Here is a 17128-nt window from a genome sequence, read left to right as displayed (position 1 = left end):
TCCCCCAACTCCCGCCGGAGGAGCTGCCACCATGCAGTCCAACGACGTCCGAATGTTCCTCAACTGTGCTGTCCCCTCTGCCGCCGCCGGTGTCATCGCCGTCGTTGTCAGCAGCGTGGTCGCCGGTGGCAAGGGAGCGCTCGGCGCCGCTTTCGGCACGTTCGTGGTGATCGCGTTCATGTCGATCGGCCTGTTGGTGCTGCAGCGAGTGGCGAAGTCGTACCCGGCGCTGTTCCAGATGATGGGGCTGGCGCTGTACACGACCCAGATTCTGCTGCTCGCGGTGGTCCTCGCGGTGTTCAAGAACACCTCGCTGTTCAACCTGCGAGCCTTCGCCTTCGCGCTCCTCGGTACCACCCTTGTCTGGATCGCCGCACAGGCCCGAGCCCATATGAAGGCGAAGATCCTGTACGTCGAGCCCGACTCCGCCGGGTCCACGTCGTGAATCGTAGGGCCGGTGTAAAGACGTCCCCGCTCATTTGCTATCGTCCGGTCTCAACTGCGGCACAGCTGGCGCGGGTGGCGGAGCTGCCTGCACAGTCTCTCGGCGTCAAGCCGATGAGCCGCCCCCATTTCTGCCAGACCAGTCCAGTGCCGTTCCGTGGCTGTACGCCGCGCCGACACATCGAGGTTGCCGTACCCATGCGCCACGCTGAAGGAGCTCGCGGTGAGTGCTGACCAGGTTCTCGCCTTCGAGACCAACTGCCACATCTTCGACGGGTGCGGCTTCCCGGCTCCCGGCCTGCACTCCTTCCTTTTCGAGCCGATCTTCAGCATCGGCAGTTTTGACTTCAACAAGCCGATGCTGCTGGCTCTGCTGAGCACCGTGCTCATCGTCGGGTTCTTCTGGGCGGCCTTCAACAAGCCGAAGCTGGTCCCCGGCAAGCTCCAGATGGTGGGCGAGGCGGGCTACGACTTCGTCCGCCGCGGAATCGTCTACGAGACGCTGGGCAAGCGGGAGGGCGAGAAGTACGTCCCCCTGATGGTCTCGCTGTTCTTCGTCGTCTGGGTCATGAACCTCTGGTCGATCATCCCCATCGCCCAGTTCCCGGTGACGGCGATCATCGCCTTCCCGGTCGGCCTGGCCGCGATCGTGTACGTGCTGTGGATGTACCTGACGTTCAAGAAGCACGGCTTCATGGGCGGCCTGAAGAACATCACCGGCTACGACCCGACGCTGGGCAAGGTCCTGCCGCTGTCGATGACGATCGAGTTCTTCTCGAACGTGCTGGTCCGTCCGTTCACGCACGCGGTCCGGCTCTTCGCGAACATGTTCGCGGGCCACACCCTGCTGCTGCTGTTCACGATCGCCAGCTGGTACCTGCTCAACGGGATCGGCATCGCGTACGCGGGCGTCTCGTTCGTCATGACGATCGTCATGACCGCTTTCGAGCTCTTCATCCAGGCCGTTCAGGCGTACGTCTTCGTGCTCCTGGCCACCTCGTACGTCCAGGGCGCGCTAGCCGAACACCACTGACGCACCCGCGCCTCCCGCCAAAAGATGTCCGGTGGCCAACCCCCATCGGTCCGTGAAAGAGAAGGAAGAAACAGCATGTCCGCTGTGAACCTCGCCGCTACTCAGATCCTGGGCAACCTGGGCTCCATCGGCTATGGCCTCGCCGCGATCGGCCCCGGCGTCGGCATCGGCATCATCTTCGGTAACGGTACCCAGGCCCTCGCTCGTCAGCCTGAGGCTGCCGGCCTGATCCGCGCCAACCAGATTCTCGGCTTCGCCTTCTGTGAGGCACTCGCCCTCATCGGTCTGGTCATGCCGTTCGTCTACCCGACCAGCTGATTACGGCACTAGCCCCTTTCGACGGAAGGCACTGATGTGATCGCCCTGGTACAGATGGCGGCCGAGGAGGCGGAAAACCCCCTCATCCCGCCGATCCCCGAGCTCATCATCGGCCTGATCGCCTTCGCCATCGTCTTCGGCTTCCTCGCCAAGAAGCTCCTCCCGAACATCAACAAGGTTCTGGACGAGCGCCGCGAGGCCATCGAAGGCGGCATGGAGAAGGCCGAGGCCACCCAGGCTGAGGCGCAGCAGACGCTCGAGCAGTACCGCGAGCAGCTCTCCGAGGCCCGGCACGAAGCCGCGCGACTGCGCCAGGAGGCGCAGGAGCAGGGTGCCGCGCTCATCGCCGAGATGCGCGCAGAGGGCCAGCGGCAGCGCGAGGACATCGTCGCGGCCGGCCACGCGCAGATCGCGGCCGACCGCAAGTCCGCCGCGCAGTCGCTGCGCCAGGACGTGGGCAAGCTCGCCACCGACCTGGCCGGCAAGCTCGTCGGTGAGTCCCTCGAGGACAGCGCCCGGCAGAGCCGCACCATCGACCGTTTCCTCGACGAGCTCGAGGAGAAGGCCGAGGCCACGCGATGAACGGCGCGAGCCGCGAGGCACTGGCCGCCGGACGCGAGCAGCTCGACGCGCTGACGGACAACACGTCCGTCGACGCGGCGAAGCTCGGGGAAGAGCTGGCCTCCGTCACGGGGCTGCTCGACCGCGAGGGATCGCTGCGGCGCGCCCTGACCGACCCGGCGAAGACCGGCGAGGCCAAGGCGGGACTGGCCGAGCAGCTGCTCGGCAGCCAGATCGGCGGAGAGACCCTCGACCTCGTGTCGGGCCTGGTCCGCTCCCGCTGGTCCCGGTCGCGTGACCTGACCGACGCGGTGGAGGAGCTTTCCTACGCCGCCGACCTGGTCGCCGCCCAGCGCACCGGCGCTCTCGACGACGTCGAGGACGAGCTGTTCCGCTTCGGCCGGATCGTCTCCGGCAGCAGCGAGCTGCGGGCCGCACTGACCGACAAGGTCGCCACGACCCCGGCCAAGGCCGGCCTGCTGCGCTCGCTGCTCGACGGCCGGGTCAACCCGGTCACCGAGCGGCTGGTCGGCCGGCTTGTCACCCACCCGCGGGGACGTAGCCTGGAAGCAGGGCTCGAAGCCCTGTCCAAGCTGGCAGCCGCCCGCCGTAATCGGATGGTCGCGGTGGTGGTCTCGGCCGTTCCGCTGACCGACCAGCAGAAGCAGCGCCTCGGCGCCGCGCTGGCCAAGCTGTACGGCCGGCAGGTGCACCTCAACCTCGACGTGGACCCCACGGTCCTCGGCGGGATCCAGGTGCGTGTCGGTGACGAGATCATCAACGGCACCATCGCCGACCGCCTCGAAGAGGCGTCGCGGCGGATGGCCGGCTGAGAAGCCACCAACTCAAGAGCATGACCGCGGCCCGAGTTGGGCCGTAGCGCGGTGCCTGCCGGGGGACGACCCCCAGGCACCCGCATGAAACTTCGGGCCCAACAAGGAGAGCAGGGAACCCAGATGGCGGAGCTCACGATCCGGCCGGAGGAGATCCGGGACGCGCTGGAGACCTTTGTCCAGTCGTACCAGCCGGACGCCGCCTCGCGCGAGGAGGTCGGCACGGTCAGCGAGGCCGGTGACGGCATCGCGAAGGTCGAGGGTCTTCCCTCGGCCATGGCGAACGAACTGCTGAAGTTCGAGGACGGGACCCTCGGTCTCGCGCTGAACCTCGAAGAGCGCGAGATCGGCGCGATCGTCCTCGGCGAGTTCAGCGGTATCGAGGAGGGCCAGCCGGTGCGACGCACCGGAGAGGTCCTGTCCGTCGCAGTCGGCGAGGGTTACCTGGGCCGGGTCGTCGACCCGCTCGGCAACCCGATCGACGGCCTCGGCGAGATCGAGACGGACGCCCGGCGCGCCCTGGAGCTGCAGGCTCCCGGCGTCATGGTGCGTAAGTCGGTGCACGAGCCGATGCAGACCGGCCTCAAGGCCGTCGACGCGATGGTGCCGATCGGCCGTGGCCAGCGTCAGCTGATCATCGGCGACCGCCAGACCGGCAAGACCGCGCTGGCTGTCGACACGATCATCAACCAGCGCGACAACTGGCGTTCCGGCGACCCGAAGAAGCAGGTCCGCTGCATCTACGTCGCCATCGGCCAGAAGGGCTCCACCATCGCGTCCGTGCGCGGTGCGCTGGAGGAGGCGGGCGCTCTCGAGTACACGACGATCGTCGCGGCTCCGGCGTCCGACCCGGCCGGCTTCAAGTACCTCGCCCCGTACACCGGCTCGGCCATCGGCCAGCACTGGATGTACCAGGGCAAGCACGTCCTGATCGTCTTCGACGACCTGTCGAAGCAGGCCGACGCCTACCGCGCCGTCTCCCTGCTGCTCCGCCGCCCGCCGGGCCGCGAGGCGTACCCGGGTGACGTCTTCTACCTGCACTCCCGTCTCCTCGAGCGTTGCGCGAAGCTCTCGGACGCCATGGGTGCCGGTTCGATGACCGGTCTGCCGATCGTCGAGACCAAGGCGAACGACGTGTCGGCGTTCATTCCGACCAACGTCATCTCCATCACCGACGGCCAGTGCTTCCTGGAGTCCGACCTGTTCAACGCGGGCCAGCGCCCGGCGCTGAACGTCGGTATCTCGGTCTCGCGAGTCGGCGGCAGCGCGCAGCACAAGGCCATGCGCCAGGTGTCCGGCCGACTCCGTGTCGACCTCGCCCAGTACCGCGAGCTGGAGGCGTTCGCCGCCTTCGGTTCCGACCTGGACGCGGCCTCGAAGGCGCAGCTGGAGCGCGGCAAGCGGATGGTCGAGCTGCTGAAGCAGGGCCAGTACGCTCCGTACTCGGTCGAGGACCAGGTCGTCTCCATCTGGGCCGGCACCACCGGCAAGATGGACGACGTCCCGGTCGAGGACATCCGCCGCTTCGAGCGGGAGCTCCTCGACTACATGGGCCGCGAGCACAAGGGCCTGATGAACAGCATCGTCGAGGGCGCGAAGATGTCCGACGACACGCTGCAGGCGCTTGCCGAGTCCGTTGCCACCTTCAAGCAGCAGTTTGAGACGTCGGACGGCAAGCTCCTGGGTGAGGGCTGAGCATGGGAGCCCAGCTCAGGGTCTACAAGCGTCGCATCAAGTCGGTAACCGCGACCAAGAAGATCACCAAGGCGATGGAGATGATCGCCGCCTCGCGCATCGTCAAGGCGCAGCGTCAGGTGGCGGCATCGGGTCCGTACGCGACCGAGCTCACCCGCGCGGTGACCGCGGTCGCCACGGGCTCCAACACCAAGCACGCCCTGACCACCGAGGTCGAGTCGCCCACCCGGGTCGCGGTTCTGCTCATCACGAGCGACCGCGGCCTGGCGGGCGGGTACTCGTCCAACGCGATCAAGGCTGCGGACCGGCTCACCGAGCGGCTTCGCTCGGAGGGCAAGGAGGTCGACTCGTACCTCGTCGGCCGCAAGGCCGTCGCGTACTACAACTTCCGTGAGCGGAAGGTCGTGGAGTCCTGGACGGGCTTCACCGACCAGCCGTCCTACGGGGACGCCAAGGCGATCGCCGCACCGCTGATCGCGTCGGTGCTGCAGGACACGGCCGAGGGCGGTGTGGACGAGCTCCACATCGTGTTCACCGAGTTCGTCTCGATGATGCTGCAGTCGCCGGTGGAGAACCGTCTGCTGCCGCTCAGCCTCGACGCGGAAGCGCTGAAGGCGCAGGAGGAGTCGCACGGCAAGGGAGAGATCCTGCCGCTGTACGACTTCGAGCCGTCGGCTGAGGGCGTCCTCGACGCCCTGCTGCCGCGGTACGTCGAGAGCCGGATCTACAACGCGCTTCTGCAGGCCGCGGCTTCCGAGCACGCTGCCCGCCGTCGCGCGATGAAGTCGGCGACCGACAACGCCGGAGACCTCGTCAAGAAGCTCTCCCGGCTTGCCAACGCGGCCCGCCAGGCCGAAATCACCCAGGAAATCAGCGAGATCGTCGGTGGCGCGAGCGCCCTCGCCGACGCTAGCGCGGGGAGTGACTAACCACTATGACCACCACTGTTGAAACGGCCACGGCTACTGGCCGCGTCGCTCGGGTCATCGGCCCGGTCGTCGACGTGGAATTCCCCGTCGACGCGATGCCGGAGATCTACAACGCTCTGCACGTCACGGTCGCCGACCCGGCCGAGGACGGCAAGCTGAAGACGCTGACCCTGGAAGTCGCCCAGCACCTGGGTGACGGCCTGGTCCGCACCATCTCGATGCAGCCCACCGACGGTCTGGTCCGCCAGTCCCCGGTGATCAACACGGGCTCGGGCATCACCGTCCCCGTCGGCGACGTCACCAAGGGCAAGGTTTTCAACACCCTCGGTGAGATCCTGAACGTGGACCCGTCCACGGTCGAGATCACGGAGCGCTGGCCGATCCACCGCAAGGCCCCGTCCTTCGACCAGCTCGAGTCCAAGACCGAGATGTTCGAGACCGGCGTCAAGGTCATCGACCTGCTGACCCCGTACGTCAAGGGCGGCAAGATCGGTCTGTTCGGTGGTGCCGGTGTCGGCAAGACCGTGCTGATCCAGGAAATGATCTACCGCGTCGCCAACAACCACGACGGTGTGTCGGTGTTCGCGGGTGTCGGTGAGCGTACCCGTGAGGGCAACGACCTCATCGAGGAGATGACCGAGTCCGGCGTCATCGACAAGACCGCGCTGGTCTTCGGCCAGATGGACGAGCCCCCGGGCACCCGTCTTCGCGTGGCGCTTGCCGGTCTGACCATGGCGGAGTACTTCCGCGATGTTCAGGGCCAGGACGTGCTCTTCTTCATCGACAACATCTTCCGTTACACCCAGGCGGGCTCGGAGGTGTCCACCCTGCTCGGCCGTATGCCGTCCGCGGTGGGTTACCAGCCGAACCTGGCCGACGAGATGGGCATCCTGCAGGAGCGCATCACGTCGACCCGCGGTCACTCGATCACCTCGATGCAGGCGATCTACGTTCCCGCGGACGACCTGACCGACCCGGCCCCGGCGACGACCTTCGCCCACCTGGACGCGACGACCGTTCTGTCGCGTCCGATCTCGGAGAAGGGCATCTACCCGGCGGTCGACCCGCTGGACTCGACGTCCCGCATCCTGGACCCGCGTTACATCGCGCAGGACCACTACGACTGCGCCATGCGCGTCAAGGGGATCCTGCAGAAGTACAAGGACCTCCAGGACATCATCGCGATCCTCGGCATCGACGAGCTGGGTGAAGAAGACAAGCTCACCGTCTTCCGCGCCCGTCGGATCGAGCGCTTCCTGTCGCAGAACACCCACGTGGCGAAGCAGTTCACCGGTGTCGACGGCTCCGACGTCTCGCTCGACGAGTCGATCACGGCGTTCAACGCCATCGCCGACGGTGACTACGACCACTTCCCCGAGCAGGCGTTCTTCATGTGCGGCGGTATCGAGGACCTGGTGCGCAACGCCAAGGAGCTCGGCGTCAGCTGAGCCCGGCGGCACATCGCGCGGGGGGTGGACGGTGCGTAGGACAGCACCTTTCACCCTCCGCGCACCCGCGGGAGCGGGTCCTTGGCGGTAACGCCGGGGAAACCTCCACTATTCTTTGACCCAACACCCGCCGGAAGCGGTGGGTGCCGAACCGAGGAGCCGTCTTGGCTGAGCTGCACGTCGAGCTGGTCGCAGCGGACCGCAGTGTCTGGTCCGGCGAAGCCACCATGGTCATCGCGCGCACCCCGTCCGGTGACATCGGCGTCATGCCGGGCCACCAGCCGCTGCTTGGTGTGCTGCTGTCCGGTCCTGTGACGATCCGTACGAGCGACGGTGGCACCGTTGTCGCCGCCGTGCACGGTGGATTCCTCTCCTTCGCCGACAACAAGCTCTCGGTGCTCGCCGAGATCGCGGAGCTCGCCGACGAGATCGATGTCGCGCGCGCCGAGCGGGCTCTGGAGCGTTCCAAGGCCGACACCGACGCTGCCGCCGAAAGGCGCGCCGAGGTCCGGCTGGCCGCCGTTTCGAGCGGTCACTGAGCGGATACACCTGGATGCCGCGGACAGCCCATGGGGCGGTCCGCGGCTCCGGCACAGTAAGGGCAGTAGCCATTCCTAGGCGAGGAGGTCGGTGGGCGTGATCCTCGCTTTTCAGGTGTGCGGCGGGATTGTGGCGGCGCTGCTGCTGGGACTGTTCGTCTTCGGGCTCCGCCGGCGGCTGATCCAGCGCCCCGGCGGCACCTTCGACTGCAGTCTGCGACCGGCCCCGGCCGACGGGGAAGAGGTCGAGTCCACCGGCAAGGGCTGGGTGTACGGGGTGGCCCGCTACAGCGGCGACCGCGTCGAGTGGTTCCGGGTCTTCTCCTACTCGCCCCGGCCGCGCCGCGTGCTGGACCGTCCGGCGATCGAGGTGCTCAGCCGCCGGCCCCCGCAGGGCCAGGAGGAGCTGGCACTGCTCTCCGACGCCACCGTGCTGCTGTGCGCGCACCGCGGCACCCGGCTGGAGCTGGCGATGAGCGAGGACGCCCTGACGGGCTTCCTGGCCTGGCTGGAGGCAGCGCCTCCCGGCCAGCGGGTGAATGTGGCGTAGAGCCTCGTCATACGTAGGAAGCCCTCGACTGCCGCGCGCGGCAGTCGAGGGCTTCTGTCTGTCCCCGGCCGGGGGCGACGGGCGGCGTGTCCTCCCCGGCCGGGGGGCTTCTACTTGAGCCCGCTGTCCACGGAGGACATCAGCGTGCCGGTGTCACCGGACATCTCCCAGATCATCGCCCCGAGCAGGTTCTTGGACTTGATCCAGGCGCTCTTCTTGCCGATCGACCAGGTGTCGTCGAAGCTCCACCACTGGCCGTTGGCGCCGGTGTAGCCATACGTCGCCACGGACTGTTCGTCGTGGTAGACGGTGAGGCCGCCGACCGAGGCGATCAGGTTGCTGTAGCCGCGGGTGCCGGACTCCTCGGGGAACTGGCCGGGCGCGGCCCCGTTGGCCGCCTGCCATTCACCGTGCACGCCACCGTCGGTGACCTGCTGCCAGCCGCGCCCGTAGAAGGCGAGGCCGACGGTGAGCTGGCGCGGGTTGACCCCGGCGCCGAGGTACTTGTTGACGGCGCCCTCGACGCTGAAGTGAGTGGTGTAGGGGTCCTGGGTGTCGGCGTAGAGGTTGGCCTGGTGGCCGGTGCGGTTCGGTTCCCAGCTGTTGTCGCTGCCGGAGCCGTGGAAGTCGTACCCCTGGACGTTGGCGAAGTCCATCGACTTGAAGATGCCGTTGGCGCTGATGTCCCAGCCGAGGTCGACCTTGGCCGGGTCGGCCGGAGTGAACGCGGTGAGCAGGTACTTCTTGCCGGTGGTCGCGGTGAGGGCGGTCATCTGGGTGCGGAACTCGGCGAGCAGCGCGGTCAGGTTGGCCTTGTCGGCGGCGGCGTAGTGGTTGCCCGGGTGGCCGTCGGGCGAGCCTGGCCACTCCCAGTCGATGTCCACGCCGTCGAAGACGCCGGCCGCGGAGCCGGGACCGCCGCGTCCGTTGCTCAAGGGCAGATTGCCCTTGAGGTACATGTCGAGGCAGGACTGCACGAACTTCTGCCGGGAGGCCGCGGTCCTGGCGGCGTCCGAGAAGTACTTGCTGTAGGTCCAGCCGCCGATCGAGATGTTGACCTTGAGGTTCGGGTACTTGGCCTTGAGCTGCTTGATCTGGTTGAAGTTGCCGGCCAGCGGCTGGTCCCAGGTGTCGGTGGTCCCGTTGACGGACTCGCCGGCGCTGAAGCCCTTCTCGTAGTCGGCCCAGGAGTCGCCCGCGCCGTCACCCTGGTTGGGGTCCTGAGGGTTGCTGGTGGTGGCCTTGGTGACGCCGTTCATGCAGGTCAGGTTGGTCGGGTCGATGTTGGAGAAGGCGTAGTTGATGTGCGTGAGCCTGGCCGCCGCGCCCGTGCTGACGAGGGACTTGACGGTGTAACCGCGGCCGTAGATGCCCCACTGCACGAAGTAGCCGACCTTGGCGTACGTGCCGCCGGGGTCGCCGCCGCCGCCACCCGTGGTGTGGACGATGGTCGCGTTGCTGGCCGGGCCGGTCTGGTCGATGGTGTCGCGGGCCTTGACGGTGTAGACGTAGTCGGTGCCCGCGGTCAGACCGGTGTTGGTGTAGGTGAGGCCGGTGACGGTCGCCACGGTGTTGCCGTCGCGGATGACGTCGTAGTTCTTGACGCCCTTGTCGTCGGTGGCCGCCGTCCAGGAGAGGGTGGCGGAGGTGTTGGTGATGCCGCTGGCGGTGGGGGCGCCGGGGGCGGAGGGCGGGTTGTCGCCGGGCACCGTACCGCCGTCACAGGAACCGCCGTTGACCTTGCAGCCGCTCGGGCTGCCGGAGCCGGCCCCGTTGAAGCCGAAGCTCGCGCTGGCGCCGGGGGCGAGAGTGCCGTTCCAGCCCGCGTTCTTGGCGGTCCAGTGGTTGACGGAGTGGGTGACGGTCGCGTCCCAGAAGGAGGTGACCGAGGTGCCGGTCGGGTAGTCCCATTCGACGGTCCAGGAGGTGATGGTCGTCGTGCCGGTGTTCTTGATGGTCCAGCCGGCTCCGAAGCCGGTGCCCCAGTCGGACGATTTGGCGTAGGTCGCGGTGGCGGCCGCGGCCGCGCTCGCCTGGGTGGCCAGACCCACGATCGCGGCCAGCGGGAGCAGCAGCGCGGTGGCGACCGCGGCCAGTCTGCGCCGGAAGAGCTGTGCGGTTCCTGTTCTCAAGGGTGCTCCTCGAGGTTGGGGGGAAGGGGGGAACCTGCGCCGCCCGGAGAGCACGCCCGACAGTCATTCCGACGGTTGTTCATCGCGTGATTGTCATGGTCCGCTCACCATCTGTTGTGATGGTGAGAGTAGAAAGGTCTGGACCATAGGTCAAGAGGTCTGGACCATACCCAACTCCTGTGCCAGTACGGCCGCTTGGACCCGGCTGCGCATCTCCAGCTTCGCCAGGATCCGGCTGACGTGCGTCTTCGTCGTCGCCTCGGCCATCTCCAGCCGCACCGCGATCTCGGCGTTCGAGCGGCCGCTGCCGAGACACGCCAGCACCTCGCGCTCGCGCGGCGTCAGTACGTCCAGAACGGCGGGGTCGGCGGTCCGCTTCGCCGGCTGCCCGGCGAACGCCCCGATGAGCCGGCGGGTGACCGCCGGGGCGATCATCCCGTCGCCGCGCGCCACCAGCCGCACCCCCTCCAGCAGCCGATCCGCGTCGGTGTCCTTGAGCAGGAAGCCGGCGGCGCCCGCGCGCAGCGCTCCGAAGACGTACTCGTCCAGGTCGAAGGTGGTCAGCACCAGAACGTCCGCGAGTTGCTCGGCGACCACCCGCCGGGTCGCCTCGACGCCGTCGAGGCGCGGCATCTGGATGTCCATCAGCACCACGTCCGGCCGCAGTTCGCGGGCGAGCAGCACCGCTTCCTCGCCATCGGCGGCCTCGCCGACCACCTCGATGTCGGGGGCGGAACGCAGGATCATCACCAGCCCGGCGCGCACGGCACTCTGGTCCTCGGCGACCACCACACGGATCATCGGTCTCTTCCCCCGCCGTCGACGGGCAGTACCGCCCGCACCCGCCACACCTTGCCGTCGCCGTCCGCCGCCTGCTCCAGGCCCGCCTCGAAGGAGCCGCCGAGCAGCTCGGACCGCTCCCGCATCCCGATCAGCCCCGATCCGGAGCCGGGCGCCCGCGGCCCGTCCCGGTCGCCGAACGGGCTGCTGACGGCGACGATCAGGGCCCGTTCGTCCTGCTCCAGGACGACGAGGACTTCGCCGGGCGCCGCGTGTTTGAGCGCGTTGGTGAGCGACTCCTGCACGATCCGGTACGCCGCCAGCTCGACGGGCGTCGCCAGGGGCGGAGCGTTGGGCGGGCGGTCGTCCCGCAGCGCGAACGTCTGCCCGCTCTCGGCGCCGCCGGCACGCGCGTGCTCCAGCAGCGCGTCCAACGCCCCCAACGTGGGCGCGGCGGCCGGCGCCGCGTCCCCCTCGGTGTCCCGGAGCAGCCCGATCAGCCGGCGCATCTCGGAGAGCCCCTGGACGCTGTTCTCCCGGATCACCCCCAGCGCGTCACGGGCCGGGCCCTCGCGCCTGTCGATCGACAGCGCGGCGGTGGAGTGGATGGCGATCGCGGAGAGATGGTTGGCGACCATGTCGTGCAACTCCCGCGCCATCCGGGCGCGCTCCGCCGTCACCGCCTGGCGCCGGTCCAACTCGGCCAGCAGGGAGGTCTGCTCGGCCTGCAGCGTCGCCGCGTCCGCGGTGTCGCGGTGCTGGCGGACGATGATCCCGCTCCAGGCCGGAGCCACCGAGATCAGCGCACAGATCAGGCCGCCCGACAGCGCCTGCGCGTTGCGCTGGGTCAGCGCGAGGGTGATGGTGATCGCCGCCGTGACGATGACGCTCACGACGGGCACGGAGCGCGTCATGCGCTTCGGCCCGTAGAGCACGGACGCGTAGACGATGTCGGTGAACATCAACACCGTGACCAGCAGGGATCCGAGGATCATGTCGGCGGTCAGGGCGATGACGCCGATGATGATCGCCCGGGGCGGCGCGACCCGGCGCAGCAGTTCGCAGCCGGCCATCACCGTCAGCGGCACCAGCGTCACCCAGGCCGGGACATGCGCCGCCCGGCCCGAATACGTGTAGAGGCCGAACGACCACATCACCAGGCCGCCGAGCAGGCCGGCGGCGGCGATCCGCACATCGTCCCGGTGCGGGCGGGGGAGGGCGGCGAGCGACATGCGTCCATCACAGCACGCCGCAGGGGGTCCGGGCGTCGTCTGCCGGGCGGAGGCCGGTACATCGAAGGATGCAGCCGCGGACCCGGTCCGCGGCTGGGCCCTCACCCTCCGGCGCCCTCGATCCCGCCGTCCTCCGCGGCGGTCAGCGTTCGCCGCCCGGCACCCACAAGATGTCGCCCTGCTCCTTGTTGGCCGTCCGCGCCAGGATGAACAGCAGGTCCGAGAGCCGGTTGAGGTACGTCGCGGTGAGCGCGTTCATGATCTCGCCGTGCTGCTCCAGCGCCACCCAGGTCGAGCGCTCCGCACGCCGCACCACCGTGCAGGCGGCGTGCAGCAGGGCCGCCCCCGGCGTCCCGCCGGGCAGGATGAAGCTGCGGAGCTTCTCCAGGTCCTCCAGGAAGCGGTCGCAGTCGGCCTCCAGCTTGTCGATGTACGACTGCTCGACGCGCAGCGGCGGGTACTCCGGGTTCTCGGCCACCGGTGTGGCGAGGTCGGCGCCGACATCGAAGAGATCGTTCTGCACTCGGGTGAGGACCGCGGACACCTCCGCAGGCAGCGAGCCCAGCGCGATGGCCACCCCGATGGCGGCGTTCGCCTCGTTGGTGTCCGCGTAGGCCGAGATCCGGACATCGGTCTTGGCGGTGCGGCTCATGTCGCCGAGGGCGGTCGTGCCGGTGTCCCCGGTGCGGGTGTAGATGCGCGTCAGATTGACCATACGACCGAGCGTAGTCACGCACCGGCCCTGGTGAAGACCCGTGTGCCCACCGTCACGGACACCGCCGCGAAACCGACGGCGACCAGCGCGCCCACGCCGACCGTCCCCGTCCAGTAGTCGCCGACGAAGGCGGCCCTGACGGCGTCCACCAGATAGCGGAACGGCACGAAGTGCGAGACGACGTTCAGCCACTGGGGGGCCAGCGACATCGGGAGCAGCAGCCCGGAGAGCAGCATCGCGGGCATGTTGACGGCGTTGATGACCGGGGCGAACTCCTGCGGGGTGTCGACGCGCATCGCGAAGGCGTACGACAGCGAGGCCAGCGAGATCGTCAGCACCCCGGTGAACAGGAAGCCGACGACCGCGCCCAGGACCGGGGTCCGCAGGCCCAGCGCCACCGCGGCCAGCACCAGGACCAGCGACTGGACGAGCAGCAGCAGCACGTCCTTCAGCGTGCGCCCCAGCAACAGGGCGAGCCGGCTGACCGGCGTGACCCGCATCCGCTCGACGATGCCGTTCTGCTTCTCGATCAGGATGGCGAATCCGCAGAACGCGGCGCTGAACAGGCCGAGTTGGATCATCAGGCCCGGTACCAGGGTCTGCCAGGCGTCGCCCTCGCCGCCGAGCGGAAGGTCCCGGAGCAGCGGCCCGAAGAAGAACAGATAGAGCAGCGGCATGAGAAGCCCGAAGACCAGCCCGAGGCGGGAGCGCACGGTCTGTCGGAGGTAGCGGTTGAAGATCAGTGCGGTGTCGGACAACAGGTGCGAGCGACGGGAAGCGGCGGCAGGTGCGGTGACGGTGGTGGACGACATGGCGGGGCTCCGGATCAGACGGCGACGGGCGTGGTGTCCTGGGGCGCGCTGCGCCCGGTGATGGCGAGGAAGGCGTCCTGCAGCGTCGCGCCGGGCGCGCCGGCGTACTCGGCCTTGAGGGCCTGCGGGGTGCCCTCGGCGACGATCCGGCCATGGTCGACGACGACCAGCCGGTCGGCGAGCGCGTCCGCCTCGTCGAGGTAGTGGGTGGTGAGGAAGACCGTGGTGCCGTGCTCGGCGCGGATGGTGCGCACCAGGTCCCACAGGTCGGCGCGGCTGCCCGGGTCGAGTCCGGTGGTCGGCTCGTCGAGGAAGAGGATCTCGGGTCCGTGGGTGAGGCCCATGGCGAGGTCCAGCCGGCGGCGCTGGCCGCCGGACAGGGCCGCGCACTTGCGGTCGAGCAGTCCGTCGAGGCCGAGTTGGCCGGCGAGTTCCGTGGCGCGGGCGGCGGCCTCGTCCTTGGCCAGCCGGTACATCCGGCCCTGGGTGACGAGCTCCTCGCGGACCGAGATCGCCGGGTCGACGCCGCCGGACTGGGCGACGTAGCCGATCCGCTCGCGGACCCCCGAGGGGTCGCGGGCGAGATCGCGTCCGGCGACGGTGGCGCTGCCGCCGGTGGGCGCCAGGAGTGTGGTGAGCATCCGCAGGGTCGTGGTCTTGCCCGCGCCGTTGGGCCCGAGGAAGCCGATGATCTCGCCGCGTTCGACGGTGAGATCGATGCCGCGGACGGCCTCGACGGGTCCGCGCTTGGTCTGGAAGGTCCGGGTGAGCCCGGCGGTCCTGATGATCGGGGTCGGCATGGCCCCAGAAAATCAGAGTGATGGAAAAATTGCAATGACTCCAAAATTGCCATAGCGCCACCGAAGCTAGGATGTGGGCATGGACGACGGGACAGCGCGGGCCGGCGAGCGGCGGACCGGGGGACTGACCGAGGGGTCGGCAGAAGGGCGGGCCGAGGGGCTGCGGGAGCGCAAGAAGCGGCGGACCCGGCAGTACATCTCCGACGTGGCCACCGGGCTCTTCCTCGAGCGCGGTTTCGACGAGGTGACGATCGCCGAGATCGCCGACGCGGCCGACGTGTCGGTCAACACCGTCTACAACTACTTCCCGGACAAGGCCGACCTGTTCTTCGACCGCCATGACGAGGTCGTGGAACGGCTCTCCGGCATCGTGCGGGGCCGGCGGCCAGGCGAGTCCGCGGCGGGGGCCGTCATCCGCGCGCTCCGCGACGAGCTGGTCATGGTCTCGCCCGCGCTCGGCCTTATTCCGGGCTATGCCGGTTTCATGCGGATCTGCCACTCCTCGCCCGTCCTGATGGCCAAGGTCTGGCGGATGCAGAACCTCGCGCAGGACGACCTGACGCGCACCCTGGAGCTGGAAACCGGCGCGGACCGGGGCGATCTGATGCCCGAACTGGTTGCCGGTCAGATCGCCTGGCTGCAGAACACCGTGATGCGCACCATCGGCCGCGCGATGGCCGAGGGCGGCGAGCCCAACCAGGTCTCGCGGGTGGTTCTGGTCAAACTGGACGCCATGGAAGCCCTGCTGAGCGACGAGACCCTCAACTATGCGACGAAAGACACAGAGTGACCCGCCTCTCTTCCTACTGCGCCGGGGTGTGAGCGGGCGTTAAGGTCCGGCCAGAATCCCCGAACGTAAAGGTGTGTGTCGTGGCGAAGAAGCTCGCCGTCATCGGAGCCGGTCTCATGGGCTCCGGCATCGCCCAGGTATCGGCGGCAGCCGGTTACGACGTGGTGCTGCGTGACGTCACGGACGAGGCGCTCGCCCGCGGTCTGGGCGGCATCCGGGCGTCGTACGGGAAGTTCGTCGCCAAGGGCAGAATGACCGCCGAGGACGCCGAGGCGGCAGTCGCCCGGATCACCACCACCACCGAGCTGGAAGCCGTCGCCGACGCCGACATCGTCGTCGAGGCGGTCTTCGAGAAGATCGAGGTCAAGCAGGAGATCTTCCGGGCGCTCGACAAGATCGCCCGCCAGGACGCCATCCTCGCCTCCAACACCTCCGCCATCCCGATCACCAAGATCGCGGCCGTCACGGAGCGCCCGGAACGCGTCGTCGGCACCCACTTCTTCTCGCCGGTGCCGCTGATGCAGCTGTGCGAACTCGTGCGCGGCTACAAGACCAGTGACGAGACGCTGGCCGCGGCCAAGGCCTTCGCCGAGGAGATCGGCAAGACCTGCATCGTCGTCAACCGTGACGTGGCGGGCTTTGTCACCACCCGGCTGATCTCGGCGCTCGTCGTCGAGGCGGCCAAGCTCTACGAGTCCGGGGTCGCGTCGGCCGAGGACATCGACATCGCCTGCAAGCTCGGCTTCGGCCACGCGATGGGGCCCCTGACCACCGCGGACATGACCGGCGTCGACATCCTGCTGCACGCCACCGGCAACATCTACGCGGAGACGCAGGACGAGAAGTTCGCCGCCCCCGAGATCATGCGTCGCATGGTCGACGCCGGCGACCTGGGCCGCAAGAGCGGACAGGGCTTCTACACGTACTAAGCCGCTTCACTCCCACGAGTGAATTCCGTATCGGTTCGCTCACAGACGGCAACGTTTATATGCGACGAACCGTCAGTTGTGGTGAGTCATCGCGGATCCCATCACACCATCACTCCACCGGGAGCGATTTATGCATATCCAGGGCGACCATGCCGAGCTGGTCGTCGGAGGCCGTCTCGACGTCCGCAGCGCGGCGGACGCCCGCACCGTCCTGCACACCGCCGTGGACTCCGGTCGCGGCGATCTTGTGCTGGACCTGACAGCATTGGATTCGTGGGACGCCGCGGGACTGGGCGTGATCATGGGAGCGCACCGAAGGGCGGGCCGGGTCAACCGACGGCTCGTGCTGCGGGGCGTGCCGCCGCAGATGCAGCGGCTGCTCGTAGCCACACGACTGCACAGAATCCTGGCGATCGAGGCTGAAAGGTGATGTAAGGGCAGCGCAATGCCCCTGCCCTTCGGCAATACTGTCCGGGGCTTTAGAGTTCGGTTTCCGGCCCGCCACACGGCGGGTCGAGGCAGGGGAACCGGACCGGTCCGACACGCGGACTACGGTGGTCCGACACGACCCCGTACGCGACGCATATG

General features: G+C 68.5%; 19 protein-coding genes. 13 read left to right on the top strand and 6 right to left on the bottom strand.

Annotated features, from left to right (window positions below; all coding sequences use genetic code 11):
• Positions 1-31: 31 nt before the first annotated feature.
• From AC07DC_RS30360 to AC07DC_RS30315, 10 genes are all read left to right on the top strand, one after another.
• Complete coding sequence (locus tag AC07DC_RS30360) at positions 32-445, top strand: hypothetical protein (RefSeq protein WP_478917676.1); 414 nt, start codon at positions 32-34, stop codon at positions 443-445.
• A 222-nt stretch (positions 446-667) separates the two neighbouring features.
• The gene (gene atpB, locus AC07DC_RS30355) at positions 668-1477 is read left to right on the top strand and encodes a F0F1 ATP synthase subunit A (protein WP_478917675.1); all 810 of its coding nucleotides are present in this window, start codon (positions 668-670) and stop codon (positions 1475-1477) included.
• Positions 1478-1552: 75 nt separating this feature from the next.
• Complete coding sequence (atpE, locus tag AC07DC_RS30350) at positions 1553-1795, top strand: ATP synthase F0 subunit C (protein WP_018563527.1); 243 nt, start codon at positions 1553-1555, stop codon at positions 1793-1795.
• 36 nt (positions 1796-1831) lie between these two features.
• Positions 1832-2377 (top strand): F0F1 ATP synthase subunit B, encoded by a 546-nt coding sequence (locus AC07DC_RS30345; RefSeq protein WP_478917674.1) that lies wholly within the window; start codon positions 1832-1834, stop codon positions 2375-2377.
• Positions 2374-3189, top strand: a complete 816-nt coding sequence (locus AC07DC_RS30340) for a F0F1 ATP synthase subunit delta (RefSeq protein WP_478917673.1) — start codon at positions 2374-2376, stop codon at positions 3187-3189. Before AC07DC_RS30345 ends, AC07DC_RS30340 begins: the two co-directional genes overlap by 4 nt.
• A gap of 123 nt (positions 3190-3312) precedes the next feature.
• Complete coding sequence (atpA, locus tag AC07DC_RS30335; protein ID WP_164293365.1) at positions 3313-4884, top strand: F0F1 ATP synthase subunit alpha; 1572 nt, start codon at positions 3313-3315, stop codon at positions 4882-4884.
• 2 nt (positions 4885-4886) lie between these two features.
• Entirely contained in the window at positions 4887-5813 is a 927-nt protein-coding gene (locus tag AC07DC_RS30330; RefSeq protein WP_478917672.1) for a F0F1 ATP synthase subunit gamma, read from the top strand.
• Positions 5814-5818: 5 nt separating this feature from the next.
• Positions 5819-7261: a F0F1 ATP synthase subunit beta gene (gene atpD / locus AC07DC_RS30325; RefSeq protein WP_478917671.1), complete on the top strand. Its 1443-nt coding sequence runs from the start codon at positions 5819-5821 to the stop codon at positions 7259-7261.
• Between the two features lie 164 nt (positions 7262-7425).
• Positions 7426-7800, top strand: a complete 375-nt coding sequence (locus AC07DC_RS30320) for a F0F1 ATP synthase subunit epsilon (RefSeq protein WP_187145018.1) — start codon at positions 7426-7428, stop codon at positions 7798-7800.
• Between the two features lie 97 nt (positions 7801-7897).
• Positions 7898-8350, top strand: a complete 453-nt coding sequence (locus tag AC07DC_RS30315) for a DUF2550 domain-containing protein (RefSeq protein ID WP_478917670.1) — start codon at positions 7898-7900, stop codon at positions 8348-8350.
• 110 nt (positions 8351-8460) lie between these two features.
• Here the strand turns inward: AC07DC_RS30315 and AC07DC_RS30310 are convergent, their stop codons facing one another.
• The 6 genes from AC07DC_RS30310 to AC07DC_RS30285 form a co-directional block, all read right to left on the bottom strand.
• Positions 8461-10482 carry a glycosyl hydrolase family 18 protein gene (locus tag AC07DC_RS30310; RefSeq protein WP_478917669.1) on the bottom strand — a complete coding sequence of 674 codons (2022 nt, stop codon included), beginning with the start codon at positions 10480-10482 and terminating at the stop codon, positions 8461-8463.
• A 150-nt stretch (positions 10483-10632) separates the two neighbouring features.
• A complete protein-coding gene (locus tag AC07DC_RS30305; RefSeq protein ID WP_478917668.1) occupies positions 10633-11283 on the bottom strand; it encodes a response regulator in 651 nt (216 codons plus the stop codon).
• Entirely contained in the window at positions 11280-12494 is a 1215-nt protein-coding gene (locus AC07DC_RS30300) for a sensor histidine kinase (protein WP_478917667.1), read from the bottom strand. Before AC07DC_RS30300 ends, AC07DC_RS30305 begins: the two co-directional genes overlap by 4 nt.
• A gap of 142 nt (positions 12495-12636) precedes the next feature.
• Positions 12637-13209, bottom strand: coding sequence for a cob(I)yrinic acid a,c-diamide adenosyltransferase (locus AC07DC_RS30295; RefSeq protein ID WP_478917666.1), 573 nt, complete (start codon positions 13207-13209; stop codon positions 12637-12639).
• Positions 13210-13223: 14 nt separating this feature from the next.
• Positions 13224-14021: an ABC transporter permease gene (locus AC07DC_RS30290; RefSeq protein WP_478917665.1), complete on the bottom strand. Its 798-nt coding sequence runs from the start codon at positions 14019-14021 to the stop codon at positions 13224-13226.
• 14 nt (positions 14022-14035) lie between these two features.
• The gene (locus tag AC07DC_RS30285) at positions 14036-14821 is read right to left on the bottom strand and encodes an ABC transporter ATP-binding protein (RefSeq protein WP_478917664.1); all 786 of its coding nucleotides are present in this window, start codon (positions 14819-14821) and stop codon (positions 14036-14038) included.
• A 79-nt stretch (positions 14822-14900) separates the two neighbouring features.
• Between AC07DC_RS30285 and AC07DC_RS30280 the strand changes: the two genes are divergently transcribed.
• The 3 genes from AC07DC_RS30280 to AC07DC_RS30270 all read left to right on the top strand — a co-directional run bounded on the left by AC07DC_RS30280 (position 14901) and on the right by AC07DC_RS30270 (position 16970).
• Positions 14901-15611, top strand: a complete 711-nt coding sequence (locus AC07DC_RS30280; RefSeq protein WP_478917663.1) for a TetR/AcrR family transcriptional regulator — start codon at positions 14901-14903, stop codon at positions 15609-15611.
• 80 nt (positions 15612-15691) lie between these two features.
• The gene (locus tag AC07DC_RS30275; protein ID WP_478917662.1) at positions 15692-16540 is read left to right on the top strand and encodes a 3-hydroxyacyl-CoA dehydrogenase family protein; all 849 of its coding nucleotides are present in this window, start codon (positions 15692-15694) and stop codon (positions 16538-16540) included.
• A 130-nt stretch (positions 16541-16670) separates the two neighbouring features.
• Positions 16671-16970: an STAS domain-containing protein gene (locus tag AC07DC_RS30270; RefSeq protein ID WP_283464630.1), complete on the top strand. Its 300-nt coding sequence runs from the start codon at positions 16671-16673 to the stop codon at positions 16968-16970.
• Positions 16971-17128 lie beyond the last annotated feature (158 nt).

It is taken from the genome of Streptomyces sp. NPDC045021, from assembly GCF_056432645.1.
The sequence above is the reverse complement of the archived record's forward strand: the minus strand, read 5'-3'. Positions and strand labels throughout refer to the sequence as shown.